At 31.3% G+C, this 13,242-nt stretch carries 9 protein-coding genes; 6 read left to right on the top strand and 3 right to left on the bottom strand.

The features are described from left to right. Positions 1 to 116: 116 nt before the first annotated feature. From RAH41_RS06300 to RAH41_RS06290, 3 genes are all read left to right on the top strand, one after another. Positions 117 to 1,211 (top strand): MBL fold metallo-hydrolase, encoded by a 1,095-nt coding sequence (locus tag RAH41_RS06300; RefSeq protein ID WP_331221325.1) that lies wholly within the window; start codon positions 117 to 119, stop codon positions 1,209 to 1,211. 68 nt (positions 1,212 to 1,279) lie between these two features. After that, positions 1,280 to 1,762, top strand: a complete 483-nt coding sequence (locus RAH41_RS06295) for a YbaK/EbsC family protein (RefSeq protein WP_331221324.1) — start codon at positions 1,280 to 1,282, stop codon at positions 1,760 to 1,762. A gap of 157 nt (positions 1,763 to 1,919) precedes the next feature. Beyond that, a complete protein-coding gene (locus tag RAH41_RS06290) occupies positions 1,920 to 2,741 on the top strand; it encodes a hypothetical protein (RefSeq protein ID WP_331221474.1) in 822 nt (273 codons plus the stop codon). Between the two features lie 247 nt (positions 2,742 to 2,988). On the opposite strand, the gene RAH41_RS06285 is transcribed toward RAH41_RS06290, so the two are convergent. Further along, positions 2,989 to 3,156 carry a hypothetical protein gene (locus tag RAH41_RS06285; RefSeq protein WP_331221323.1) on the bottom strand — a complete coding sequence of 56 codons (168 nt, stop codon included), beginning with the start codon at positions 3,154 to 3,156 and terminating at the stop codon, positions 2,989 to 2,991. A 759-nt stretch (positions 3,157 to 3,915) separates the two neighbouring features. On the opposite strand from RAH41_RS06285, the gene RAH41_RS06280 reads away from it, so the two are divergent. Next, positions 3,916 to 8,082, top strand: a complete 4,167-nt coding sequence (locus tag RAH41_RS06280) for a S8 family serine peptidase (RefSeq protein WP_331221322.1) — start codon at positions 3,916 to 3,918, stop codon at positions 8,080 to 8,082. 52 nt (positions 8,083 to 8,134) lie between these two features. On the opposite strand, the gene RAH41_RS06275 is transcribed toward RAH41_RS06280, so the two are convergent. Then, positions 8,135 to 9,331 carry a YhgE/Pip domain-containing protein gene (locus RAH41_RS06275; RefSeq protein WP_331221321.1) on the bottom strand — a complete coding sequence of 399 codons (1,197 nt, stop codon included), beginning with the start codon at positions 9,329 to 9,331 and terminating at the stop codon, positions 8,135 to 8,137. Between the two features lie 193 nt (positions 9,332 to 9,524). Between RAH41_RS06275 and RAH41_RS06270 the strand changes: the two genes are divergently transcribed. Further along, positions 9,525 to 10,133 carry a TetR/AcrR family transcriptional regulator gene (locus RAH41_RS06270; RefSeq protein ID WP_331221320.1) on the top strand — a complete coding sequence of 203 codons (609 nt, stop codon included), beginning with the start codon at positions 9,525 to 9,527 and terminating at the stop codon, positions 10,131 to 10,133. A 52-nt stretch (positions 10,134 to 10,185) separates the two neighbouring features. Here the strand turns inward: RAH41_RS06270 and RAH41_RS06265 are convergent, their stop codons facing one another. Beyond that, complete coding sequence (locus RAH41_RS06265; protein WP_331221319.1) at positions 10,186 to 11,034, bottom strand: MurR/RpiR family transcriptional regulator; 849 nt, start codon at positions 11,032 to 11,034, stop codon at positions 10,186 to 10,188. A gap of 681 nt (positions 11,035 to 11,715) precedes the next feature. Between RAH41_RS06265 and RAH41_RS06260 the strand changes: the two genes are divergently transcribed. After that, positions 11,716 to 12,975, top strand: a complete 1,260-nt coding sequence (locus RAH41_RS06260) for a helix-turn-helix transcriptional regulator (RefSeq protein WP_331221318.1) — start codon at positions 11,716 to 11,718, stop codon at positions 12,973 to 12,975. Positions 12,976 to 13,242: the final 267 nt, after the last annotated feature.

Raw genomic sequence — 13,242 nt, 5'->3', positions numbered from 1 at the left:
TGAAAAGAGCATAAAAGGTGTTTTTCATTTTAAAAAACAACCTGAATATTTGTTTAAACTTCTAAATTTGTGGTAGTGTAAAACTTAGTAGAAGTTCGTTTGGAGGTCAAAATTTAATGATATTTTTACTAGTTTTAGTCTTATTAATTATCGTTATTGTAGCGTTTTTAAATACATATCCTCATTTTGGGAAGAAATACTCTAAAGACAAAATGGAGTCGTTCTATGCTCTAGATAATTATAAAAATGGTAAGTTTATAAACCAAGTCCCTACAAGTATGAGTATGGATTTCAAAACAAACATCTCTATGATTAGAGATTTTGTTAAGAAAAATCCGAATCGTACGCCTAAAGATGGGATCGCAATGGAGAAAATCGATGTTTCATTATTGCAATCGAAAAATAAAGACTCGAAAATTACTTGGTTTGGACATTCAGCTTTATTAATTGAAATTGATGGAAAAAATATTTTAATTGATCCAATGTTTGGGAATACACCAAGCCCGTTTCCGCAATTTGGAGGTAAAAGATATAGTGGCGGTTTGCCAATCGAAATTGAAGAATTACCAAAAATAGATGCTGTCATTTTATCGCATGATCATTATGACCATTTAGATTACGGTACAATAAAAAAAATCAAACAAAAAGTCGAACGATTTATTGTACCTCTTGGTGTTGGGAGTCACTTGGTAAGCTGGGGAGTACCGAAAGAGAGTATTTCTGAGCATAACTGGTGGGATGAATTTAAATTTGATCAATTAACATTAGCTTGTACTCCAGCAAGACATTTTTCAGGAAGAAATTTAACTGATCGGAATCGTACATTGTGGTGTTCGTGGGTCATTATTGGTGAGAAAACGAAAATTTATTTTAGCGGAGATAGTGGTTATGCACCTCATTTTAAGGAAATAGGGGGAAAATATGGACCGTTTGATATAGCGTTAATGGAATGCGGTCAATATGATAAACGATGGTCTGCAATTCATATGTTGCCGGAAGAAACTGTTAAAGCATTTGTCGATGTAAAAGGTGAAGTTCTTGTACCAATTCATTTTGGTGCTTTTACATTAGCATTTCATGATTGGAATGATCCAATTGAACGGGCTGTAAAGGCGGCTAAAGAATACGGGGTTAAATACTCCACACCTAAAATTGGTGAAACAATTAATATAAGTACAGGTGAATATCCTAATTCAATATGGTGGAAGTAGTTTAAAAATAGCAGGATTGTACCTTTTATTATTGAATTAGTTATAAAATCAATTTTTTTAGGGAAGTGATGTTGGTGGAAGTATTAAAAGATAGTGCACAAATCGTACAAGATTTAATATTTGAGTTAGGTTATTCAAATAAAGTGGTTGAACTACCAAATAGTACAAGAACTGCTAAGGAAGCAGCAGATGCATTAAATTGTGAAGTGGCTCAAATAGCAAAGTCGATTATATTTAAATTAGAAAGCTCGGATAGCGCAGTACTAGTAGTAGCAAGTGGAATAAACCGTGTAAATGAGAAACAAATCGAGAAAATACTAAATGATAAACTAGGTAAAGCAGATGCTGATTTTGTACGTGAACAAACAGGATTCGTAATTGGAGGGGTATCACCAATTGGTCATAAAAATCAGATAACGACATTTATTGATGAGGATTTATTACAGTATAAAGAAGTATGGGCTGCTGCGGGTCATCCAAAAGCAATTTTTCAGTTAACTCCAACTGAACTGATTGAAATGACGAAAGGTAAGGTTGTAAAAATTAAATAATAGAATGCTCTAAAATTAATTCTTTGGCACATTCAAGTGTAATAAATCAGTTTTTGATTTACTATACTTAAATGTGCCTTTTTGATTGGAAATTTTTTACTTTTAACTAATGGGATAGATCAGATTAAATTCTAGGGAAAGTGAGATGAATGAGCAAATGCTAAACTTTATTTGTACGACTTGTGGTGTTCAATATAACAAGTCTATTGATCCTCCTGAGTACTGCACAATTTGTTCTGAAGAAAGACAATACATTAATCCTAATGGTCAAAGTTGGACAACATTACAATCAATGAAAGACCAGAACTATCAAAATATGATTCGTTTTGAAGAAGAAAATTTATATAGTATCGTTACTAACCCTAAGTTTGGAATTGGCCAAACTGCTTATCTTATTAAGAATGATGGATTTAACTTGTTATGGGATTGTGTCTCTTATCTAGATGAGAAGACAATTAAAGAAATTAAGCAGTTAGGAGGAATCAATGCGATTGGTTTATCACATCCACACTATTACTCTAGTCAAATTGAATGGGCGGAAGAATTTGATGTACCAATATACATACATGAAGATGATCAAAAGTGGATTACGAGAAAAAGTGATAAAATTATTTTTTGGTCTGGCGAATCATTAGAGCTTAAAAAGGGAATTCAATTTCATCGATTAGGTGGGCATTTTAAAGGTGGGGCAGTATTAGAATGGAAAGCTGGAAATGAGCAAAAAGGAATACTGTTAACAGGAGATATAATTCAAGTTGTTGCAGATCCAAAGTGGGTAAGTTTTATGTATAGCTATCCTAATTTAATTCCATTACCATCAAAAAAAGTAAAAGACATATCATTAGCGGTTGAGAAGCTAACATTTGATAGGATTTATAATGCATTTCACGGAATCGTAAAAGAAAATGCAAAATTAGTAGTCTATAATTCTGCTAAGAGATATATTGAAGCATTGGATGGGAAACTATTTGATACTTAATATAATAGAAAAGGTCCATACAAAATATAGCGATTTAGCACGTACAAAATTAATAAAACCTTACAGGAATGAAGCAATAAAAAATAGAGTAGGTCAGTATCCAACTAAATGCTGACCTATTCTATTTATTAACAAATATTAATACACATACAACTAATAAAAAGCTTAAAATAATAGATTAATTTTGTTTATTTCAAGACATTAATATAAAAAATAATGAAGTAACTTGCATAATAAGACAGATAATTTAAAGATTTTTTGTTTTCACACTAAATACAATACCTAAAAGTACTATAGTGCCACCAAATAAAGCAATCAGTATACTTAGCTGCTTATTTTCTGTTACTAAATTAATAAATAGCGAACATAAACCTAGTAAACATCCTAGCCATTGTATCTTTCTCCCTGTACTCATAAATTCTCCTCCGAAATTCACTTTGAAAAATCAATTTTAAAGACCTTTTTTATCTACAAAACTGCCATTAATAATGTAAGCAGAATAATTCTAAGTGTAGAATCATTAATAACGTGAAAATAATACCTATGCCTATTTGTAATTTTAATTTGACATAAGGCAAAAGATTTTAATAAATCAAAAGCCTGATTAAAACTGATTTACTTCATTAAAAAGATCATAAAAGCAGTCACGTTTTTTAACTAAAGTATCCTTTAGTTAAAAAATGTATCGTAAAAATAAATTAAAATAATAAATAAAGAACTTGAATACATTAGAGGTCTTAAAAAAGAAGTTGTTCGATTAGATTCTGAATTTATTTCTGTATTTTTCATATCCTTGAACAAGTAATAAACAATTCCTCTTGAATTTTAACAGTAATTTCCATTAATATTCCAATGCAAATTTTCCTATTTAATTCTCATTCTTATGCAACTAATCTGCCAGTTACTTGAATAAAGGTTAAAAATCACGTTAATTTTATTGTGAAAAATGTTGGGTTTTGTCGAATTTTTTCATCCATAGAATAAATCCTTATAAAACAAGGCCTTTAATAACACAATTGATTAAAAACAGAATATTCACGATAATTTAACTAAGATAAATGCGCGAAAATTGTTCGTTTTATATGAATGATTTCAGTAGATTTTGTCAGAAAAAGGTAATTTTTGTATTTAATTGTTTTAGGTATTTTGTTGAAAATGAACTGGAGGAAGTATAATGGGGGAAAAAAGAGAGAAACACAAAGTTCTTAAAGGTTTTACAGTATTAGCTTTAACATCTAGTTTTGTTTTAGGTTCTCTTGGACAAGTATCAAATGTATCAAATGCAGCGAGTCCAAGTAAAGCAGAAGACATTCTTGCTAGCTTAACTGCACAGCAAAGAGCGGCTCTTAAAGAGCTTTCGACAAATGAGGAAACAGGACTTCAAATTTCTTCTGATATTAACCTGGATTCGACTGAAGAAACAAGTGTTATTGTCGAGTTTGTGAATCAACCTGTTAAAGTTGCTCAAATTGAAGCGAGTGTGGAAGGGAAAACTTTAACTAAATCAGATGCTGAAACATTAATCGATCAAGATCACGATACTTTTACGAAAGATGTTGAACAGGTTTTAACTAGTGATAAAAGTAAAAAGGTAATTTATAAAATTAATCATTCCTATAAACATGCATTCAATGGTGTTTCCATGACATTACCAGCAAATCAAATTAAGAATCTACTAAAATCAAAAGCTGTTAAAAAAGTTTGGAGTAACCAAACGTTTTCAATAGATCCACCAAAAGAAAATGACCAACCAAAAGCGGATGAGCAAAGTATTGGAAACTATACGCCATATGATGCGTTAGATCGTTTACATAAGGAAGGTTTTACTGGTAAAGGAATTAAAGTAGGGATTTTAGATACAGGTATGGATTATAACCATCCAGACTTGAAGGATGCCTATAAAGGTGGATATGACTTCGTTGATAACGATAATGATCCAATGGAAACGACTTACGCCGATTGGAAAAAATCTGGTAAACCTGAAGTTAGTGATTCCCAAGCATATTACACTGAACATGGTACACATGTGGCAGGGATTATTGGTGGCCGCGGCATAGAAAATAGTGAATATAAAACGTTAGGTGCAGCACCAGATGCAGATCTATATGCTTACCGTGTGTTAGGGCCATATGGTGGTGGAACAACTGAAGCGATTCTTGCCGGTATTGATCGCGCTGTTTCTGATGGCATGGACGTAATTAATATGTCACTTGGAGCAACATTAAACGATCCATTTTACGCAACTTCAATTGCAGTAAATAACGCAGTATTAAGTGGTATAACAACTGTAGTTGCAGCAGGAAATACTGGTAATCAAATGTATACACTTGGTTCTCCTGGTGCTGCAGCTTTAGCTTTAACAGTAGGAGCATCTTCTATTGCGTTAGACGTTTACCAATATGCTGGAATAAATAATGGAATGAATTATTCAGTTAGACAATTAGCACAAAATTATACAGATAATATGACATCTTTAAAAGGAAAAACTTTTCAGTTAGTTGATGTTGGTTTAGGGAAACCTGCCGATTTTACTGGCAAAGATGTAACTGGAAAACTTGCCTTTATTAAACGTGGAACGATTGGATTAAATGAAAAAATCAAAAATGCCAAACAAAAAGGTGCAATTGGTGTTTTAATGTATAACGATGAAGCAAATAAAGCTGAAGGTGCAATTCAATCTTTCCTTGGTGAATCAGTAGATGCAGTTCCATCATTCTCGGTTTCAAATGATGATGGTTTAGCTATTTTGGCTGCAATTAAAGCAGGTAAGTCGGATTTCACATTTGGAGACTTTAGCAAAGTGCAAACTGCCTCAGATGAATTAGCGTCATTCAGTTCAAGAGGTCCATCACGTAATAATTATGACATCAAACCAGAAGTAACTGCGCCTGGCGTATCCATTCTATCGACAGTACCATTTTATGTAAATAACAAAACAGGTGATGGATCAAAGCCGGAAGATTATACATATGCTTATTCTCGCCTATCCGGAACATCAATGGCGACACCTTATGTAGCAGGTATATCAGCATTATTACTTCAATCAAATAAAGATTTACAACCAGAGGACATCAAATCAATTTTAATGAATACAGCTGATCCATTATCAAAAGCATATAGTGTTTTTGAAGTAGGTAGTGGACGAGTTGATGCTTACGAAGCAATCCACTCAAATGTAGAACTAGAAGTGGTAGATCATACGTCAGTGAATCTTGCTGGAAAAGAAAAATCGATTAAAGAATTAACTGGTGCAATTAGTTTCGGATCTTTTGGATTTGATGATCAAGATGTGACAGATTCTCGTACGATCCAATTAAAAAGTAATAGTGAAAAAGAGAAAACATTTAAAATAGATGTAAATTTTCAAAGTGGATTAAGAGGATCTAAAGATGCAACTAAAAATAATGTAACTTTAACTGGTCCTACTTCTATAAAATTAAATGGAATGAGTCAAAAAAATATTCAGTTTAACTTAAACATTCCAAAAACTGCAGAAAAGGGAACATACGAAGGGTATATTACATTTACGAATACGGAAGACCCAACGGAAACGTATCAAATTCCATTTGGTGGACGTTTTGTTGATGAAGGAATTAATACCTTTATGATCAATAATCCAATGTTTGGAAATAATATCGATTGGCCTGAATATGCGTATCCTTACGTAAGTTTTAGTTACTCATTAAAATCCTATATGAAAACATTAGATGTAGTGTTACAAGATGCAGAAACTGGTGAAGACCTAGGTTTAGTAGGTTCATTTGTAGCAAACGTATTAAATGAAAACCAAAATTATACGAATTCAAGAGGTTTTAATGCAATCTACTATCCATTTACTGGGGATGAGAAAAATCCAATTAGTAGCGAACCGATTAATGCATCAGCAGGTAAATATCGATTAAAAATGGTTGCAACAAATGAAAAAAGTAAAGTATTTACAAAAACAGCTGATTTCTTTTTTGATGCTGGGGCACCAACTATGACAACTAGCTTTGACAACTTAGATCAAAAAGTTATTGAATATAAAGATAGTCAATTTGACGCGAATGGAGAATTTTTATATGACTTTAACATTCATTTAAATGATCCTGAAACTGCTGAGGCAAGTAAACTAGGTATTCCAGTTGATCAATCAAGGAATGCAATTGTATCATTTTATAATAGTCCGTTCGGTTCAAAACCAAAGTATACAGATAAAAATGGCAACTATACTGACAAAATCCTAGTAAAGAAGAGTTCTGATCCATTAAATGTTGCATTTTATGGATTTGATGCAGCAAAAAACTTTACAGCCAATGCATCGAATATGTTAGAAGTTACGTTTGTAAATGAAAATTTACCTTATTACTATTTAAAAGCAAATAAAAAAACCGTTGCAACAGGAGATACTGTCAATTATAGTGTTCGCTCAAATAATGTGAAAAACTTAAAAACAACTAAAATCAATTTAAAAGTCAATTCAAATCTTGCAACAATACAAAATGTCATTGTAAATGATGCGGTAAAACAATATGGAGATGCACAAGTTTCTGTGTCTTCAGTACCTACTGCAGCTGGTACACTACTTTATACGTTTACATTTACTTATAGTGGAACGAAAGCCTTACCAGAAGATTTACAACTATTCAATTTCGATTTGAAAACAGCAGAAAAGTGGATTAAGGGTATGCCTTTTGAATGGAATACAATGACAGCATCAACAATTGACCAGTCAAATGTAGAAATAAGTAATGTCTATACTTTTATGGAAACTTATAATAAAAACCTAACATATTCTGAAGTAGATGGGTTTATAAGCTTAGAGGGAACAATTGATCCGACTACAGGTCAAACTAATTATGCAATTGACCAAAGTAAAATTGGTGCAAAAGTAACTGTTACTTCTAATGATGGAAAAACTACTGTGGAAGCACCGATTTCTAACAAAAATGGTCAATACATTGCTGAAGGCATAAAAGCTGATCTGAAACCTAATACTGTGAAAGTCGATATTCCTGGTCATTTTACAATGTATCGAAAAATGAACTTAGCAGATAACGTACGTGGTGAACTAATAGGAAAGAGAATCAATTGGAATTTAACACGAGCAGCAGCTGGCGATGTCAATAAAGATAACGTGATCGATATTTTAGATGCAATAGCTGTACAAACTTATTGGGGTACAAATGAAGCGACTGCGGACTTTAACTTTGATAAAGTTGTTGACGCAAAGGATATGGCCTTTATCGTGAAAAACTTTGGATTACAAAATCCTACAGTTGATCATGCACCAAAACCAAAGACAACTAACGAAGGAAAAACTTTGGATAGCATTTTAAAAGATTTAGGATTAGATCAGTAATAATAAAAAAGGGAAACCGGTTAAACGGGTTTCCCTTTTTTGTCCTTTTATTTTATTTCATAGCTACTGGATTGCTTTGATTTAGTTCTTCTTTTTTTGGCTTAAAAGCAGATAAAGATAAAACAATAATAGAGATGACGCCAATCCAAATAATAATACTCATTGGATGACTCATTGATAGCCCTTTATCAAAGTAGAAAATTTCTCTTAATCCGTCAGCACCAAATCGCATTGGGACCCATGAGTAAATCCATTCTTTTGAAAAAGTTGGTAATAACTCTTTTGGCATTCCAATTAAAGAACCTGAGAAGAAAAAGATTAGGGCAAAAATACCAACCCCACCAAATCCAATCCAAGACATGACAGCAGAAATTAAGATATGGAAGCAGAAATAAACAATTGTTAAATATAGCGCAACATCTAAGAAATTGGGTAGAGTAAGGCCAATCCATTTCGCCATTAAAGTTATGCCGAAACCGATTACGAATGATAGGATTACTCCTAATAGTAATTGTTCAAAAATAACTTTTAATTTACTTATTGAGTTTGATGCTTGTGTCTTCTTTTTCGCTAAGAAGACGATTACGGCACCAATTAAACTAGACATCCAAAGTGGTGTAATTAAACTCACAGGTGCATTTCCATTTCCTGTATGAGTTCCAATTGGATTTACATTTTCAACCTTAGTAATGATTGGATTCGCTAATACTTCAGCTTGATTTACAGAAATCTGGCTCACGTTTTTCTTCAATTCATTAAAAATTTCAGTGTGAATAGTTAGATTAAGATTTTCTACTAAATGAGTCAGTATTTGGGTAGCCATCGTTGAACCATTGGCATTTTTACCTTGGTTAACTAAAATTTTAATGGTAATTGGTGATGGATTTGCTGTTTTTAATGAAGCTTGATTTTTACTTAAATCTTTTGGAAAAATAAGAGCTGCATAATATTTTTGATCATTAAGTTCTTTACGTACTTTTTCTTCATTTGATACTTGATGCCACTTAATCGCGGGTTTTTCACCTTTATTCGTTTTAGATAGTTCATTTATCTTTGTAACCATCATTTTACCTAAATTAACATTCCCTTTTGATGGTACTTGAATTCCTTGATCTTCGTTTACGATTGAGATTGGAAGATTTTTAGGTGTAGGATTAACGGTTGATGCTAATGTTAGACTGAATACGATCGCAACAAGTAGAACTAGTATAGGAGCTAATATAGCTTGCTTTTGTTTAAATAAGTTCATTGTAAAACCTCCTAATTCCTTTAAAATTAAATTACTGAACAACGTGTTGACTATTGTTATGTGAAGATATTACAATGAGTTTTACTAAATCACAATAAGCAATTCATTCAAATGTGTTCATTGCTAAACAGATTCATGAAATTTGTTTAGTAAGAACTTATATAAGGAATATATTCAAAAGGAATGATCTAAAATGAGTCAGTCATTGAGAGAAATTAAAGTTGCAAAAACGAAGAAATTAATCAAAGAGACGTTGTTAGATTTAATAGAAGAAAAAGGATTCGAAGCTATTTCTGTTAGAGATATTACTTTAAAAGCAGGATTAAATCGCGGTACATTTTATCTACATTACAGAGATAAATATGATTTAATGGAAAAAAGCCAAAATGAAATATTGGAAGGATTACAGAATCGACTACTTTTTATAAGGCCAAAAGAAATGAATGAGTTTTATTCAAATGATATGGTCTATCCACCTATTCTTAATGTATATCATTATTTAAAAGAAAATCAAAGATTTATAAAAATTTTAATCAGTATAAAAGGTGACCCAGCTTTTCCGAAGAAAATGAAGGAACATATTAAAGAGACGATATATGAAAAACTAGTGGATTTATTAGAAGAAGAATACATGATTGATATTCCACACGAATACACAACTGCGTTTATTTCATCGGCATTCTTTGGACTTATGGAGCAATGGCTAGAAAAAGAAAAACCAATTACCCCTGAAGAAATGGCAATCATGCATATGAAGCTTTTGAAGTTTATGAAGAAGTTTGTAAGTCAAATCGCTAAATAATATATGCAATAAAAAAGATGTCTCAAGATTTTTTTATTGAGACATCTTCTAATTAAGATCTTGTTTCTGATATAGCTGTTCTAACTTTTTCAAATGATGTTTTAGCTTTGTGAGAGTTTAAGATCATTAAGTTTACGTAAATTGCATCAATAATACTTAATTGCGCAATTCTTGAAGCAAGTGCCTCTGGTCGATACTCCGTTTCCTCAGAAGATGTGTAAAGCGAGACATCAACATTTTGACTTAGAGGAGATTTTGGGAAACCTGTAATTCCAATTGTTTTGGTACCGTTTTCATTTAGTACTTGCAAAATACGAAGGATGTCCTTATTTGAGCCTGAGTGAGAGATAACGATTGCCACATCTTCCTTAGACAGTTGAGAAGCAGACATCAATTGAAAGTGTGAGTCAGTGTACGAGTTCGCTTTAATTCCTGTACGAATGAATTTATGGAAGGCATCCATCGCAATAACAGACGAACCACCTACACCGTATAATTCAACTTTATTAGCTTTTAAAATAAGATTTACTGCTTTTTTTATGGATGTACCATCTAGAATTTGGGCAGTATTTTCAAGTGTTCGAATATTAGATTGAAATATTTTATTTGCAATTGTTATTTCATCATCTTTTTCGTTAATTTCCTCGTGGATTTGCTGAATAGGCGTCATAATTTCTGTTGCTAATGCAATTTTAAGCGCTTGGTATCCTTTAAATCCAATCCTTTTACAAAATCTAAAAACAGTCGCATCAGCAACGTTTAAGTCTTCAGCTACTTCTGTAATCGTACTGTGAATAATATGCTTTGGGTTTTGTAATATATAATCAGCGATCTTTTTTTCTTTATCACTTAATCGTGCATAATAAGAACGAATTTTTCCTAAGCTGTTCGTTTGTTCCATATTCTTTACACCTTTCCTTAGGGAATTGATTTTAGAATAAATAAATTTTTAATATAGTATTAATTTGAAAATGTTTGTATTTTAAAGATTTAGAAAAGCAGTATAATTTACTTAATAATTATTATATAGGAAAAAAGAGTTTTTTTTAATCATATTATGAAAACCCTTTCTTGTGAAAATTATTTCGTATTTTATTATTTTTGTCAAAAAAATTTTTTTCACACATGATTTTTATAATTGAATAATAAAGCAGTTTGATTTATAAATTGGTTTGGTTTAATCATAAAAAAGATATTTGATCAGAGCAGAATTTAGAATGCTCCTTTTCAAAGAGGTAGAGAAATAGTCCATTTAGTAGTTATTCTATACAATTAACCGAGGAATAAAAAATAGAAAATTTCCCTAATAAAAGTGGTAATAACAGTCAAATATAGGCGTTTATCTAAGATAAGAAATATTTGCTTATATAGGCCTTTAGGGTTGGGGAAATGATATAAAATAGTCTATAAGATAGGATTTCATTTTTAAATCCTCTCTTTTTTTTAGATAGATTGTATTGAGTTTGAAAGAAAATTTCTTAGTATTAGGTAAATATCATTAATTGTTTTTTCCTTAAAAGGATATTAAAAATTAGTAAAGAATATTTAGTAAATATGTTTATAGAGATAGAGGAGGGTGCATATGATTGAGGGGGAAATCATAAAGTTTTATCGTGAAAAAATGGGATTAACTCAAGCTATGCTTGGAGAAGGTATATGTACAACTACTCATGTAAGTAAAATTGAAAGAGGAAAGACGGCATACTCACCGGATATTATAGCTTTATTTTCAGACCGTTTAGGAATCAATATTCATCAAGAAGTCCAATCTTTTTATAATTTAGAAAAAAAATTACATCTATGGCATGATGCATTGATCATGAAAAAAGAAGCTCAAATAGAAGAATGTAAAGCAGAACTTGAACAAATGCCCTTTATTGACTATTCACAATATGCAGCCCACTTTAATTTACTAAGAGCAAGGTATTATTTTCATCATCAAAATTTAGATATGGTTAAGCAAATACTTACATTTGTGAAAAAAGAATTTAGTAATTTATCTCCTTTCGAGAAAAATTTATTCTATCATCTTCAAGGAATGTACTATATATCGAATTATACAAGCCTAAGTAATGAAGACCATCAAAAGGCAATTAAAGTATTAAAGAAGATTAATATTGATGAGTATCGAAATGAAGAATATTATCACCATTTAGCAATTGCCTATCATTTTGGAAGCTCAAAAATCTTAGCATATAAATATGCCGAAATGGCACTTAAGTTTTTTCAGAAGACGAACAACTATTTATTTGCCATTAGTTCCGAAACGCTTATGCTATTGCAGTACGGTAGTGAATTAGAAATGAATTTTAGTGAAGTTGTAGAACGCTATAAAGATTTGATTCATAACTGTGAAGTATTAGGAGACCGCGAACGGAAAGCCATTTTATTAAATAATCTCGGAGTGAAGTACTTTAAGCGAGAAGAATATGAAACTGCACTGTATTATTTTGAAGAAAGTATTAATGAAACCGAAAATAAAAAATCAATAAATTATTTAAGACGTTTATGCAATTATTTAGAGACATGTACGGAAGGCACACTATTAGAAAAAGAGATACTACTTAGTGTGATGAAAAGAGCATTAGCATTAGCAAAAATGTTAAAAAGTCCAGTACATATTACATTAATAAAACTATTTAAGCTTAAAGCTGAGGGAGCCCGTGAAAAATTTTATCAATATTTATCAGATGAGGCACTCCCATTCTTTTATTCTACTAATAATAAATTTTATATTGAACAATTTGGTAAGAAATTATATAAATACTATATTGAGATTAAAGAGTATCAAAAAGCTGCCGAGTTATATGAGTCAATTGAACATACATTTGTAAGTATGTAAAATACATGAGGGTGTCCCAAAAGTCTAACTTTATATGGGTACCCTCGTTTTTTTGCTGAAAAATTCAAATAAAAGTAAAATCTGAGAATCGGAATTAAAATTGCCAAAAATTGCAAATAAATCCACAAATAAAGTTCATCATTACAGTTCCAGAATCGTTAAAGAGGCATCCCATGTTAGATAACCTGACATTTGAGATGGCTCCATTTTTTTGTCTTTTTTAATAATTTAGTTCGTTTAAAAAACTAATAAATTAATAGATTGAAT

This window comes from Gottfriedia acidiceleris, from assembly GCF_036421055.1.
Lineage (GTDB): Bacteria > Bacillota > Bacilli > Bacillales > Bacillaceae_G > Gottfriedia > Gottfriedia acidiceleris_C.
Note: the sequence above shows the minus strand (reverse complement) of the source record. Positions and strands in the feature narration are given on the sequence as shown.

Excerpts from the sequence above, each read along its gene's own strand:
- RAH41_RS06300 (WP_331221325.1), top strand. The coding sequence starts at position 117 with ATGATATTTTTACTAGTTTTAGTCTTATTAATTATCGTTATTGTAGCG.
- RAH41_RS06295 (WP_331221324.1), top strand. The coding sequence starts at position 1,280 with ATGTTGGTGGAAGTATTAAAAGATAGTGCACAAATCGTACAAGATTTA.
- RAH41_RS06290 (WP_331221474.1), top strand. The coding sequence starts at position 1,920 with ATGCTAAACTTTATTTGTACGACTTGTGGTGTTCAATATAACAAGTCT.
- RAH41_RS06285 (WP_331221323.1), bottom strand. The coding sequence starts at position 3,156 with ATGAGTACAGGGAGAAAGATACAATGGCTAGGATGTTTACTAGGTTTA.
- RAH41_RS06280 (WP_331221322.1), top strand. The coding sequence starts at position 3,916 with ATGGGGGAAAAAAGAGAGAAACACAAAGTTCTTAAAGGTTTTACAGTA.
- RAH41_RS06275 (WP_331221321.1), bottom strand. The coding sequence starts at position 9,331 with ATGAACTTATTTAAACAAAAGCAAGCTATATTAGCTCCTATACTAGTT.
- RAH41_RS06270 (WP_331221320.1), top strand. The coding sequence starts at position 9,525 with ATGAGTCAGTCATTGAGAGAAATTAAAGTTGCAAAAACGAAGAAATTA.
- RAH41_RS06265 (WP_331221319.1), bottom strand. The coding sequence starts at position 11,034 with ATGGAACAAACGAACAGCTTAGGAAAAATTCGTTCTTATTATGCACGA.
- RAH41_RS06260 (WP_331221318.1), top strand. The coding sequence starts at position 11,716 with ATGATTGAGGGGGAAATCATAAAGTTTTATCGTGAAAAAATGGGATTA.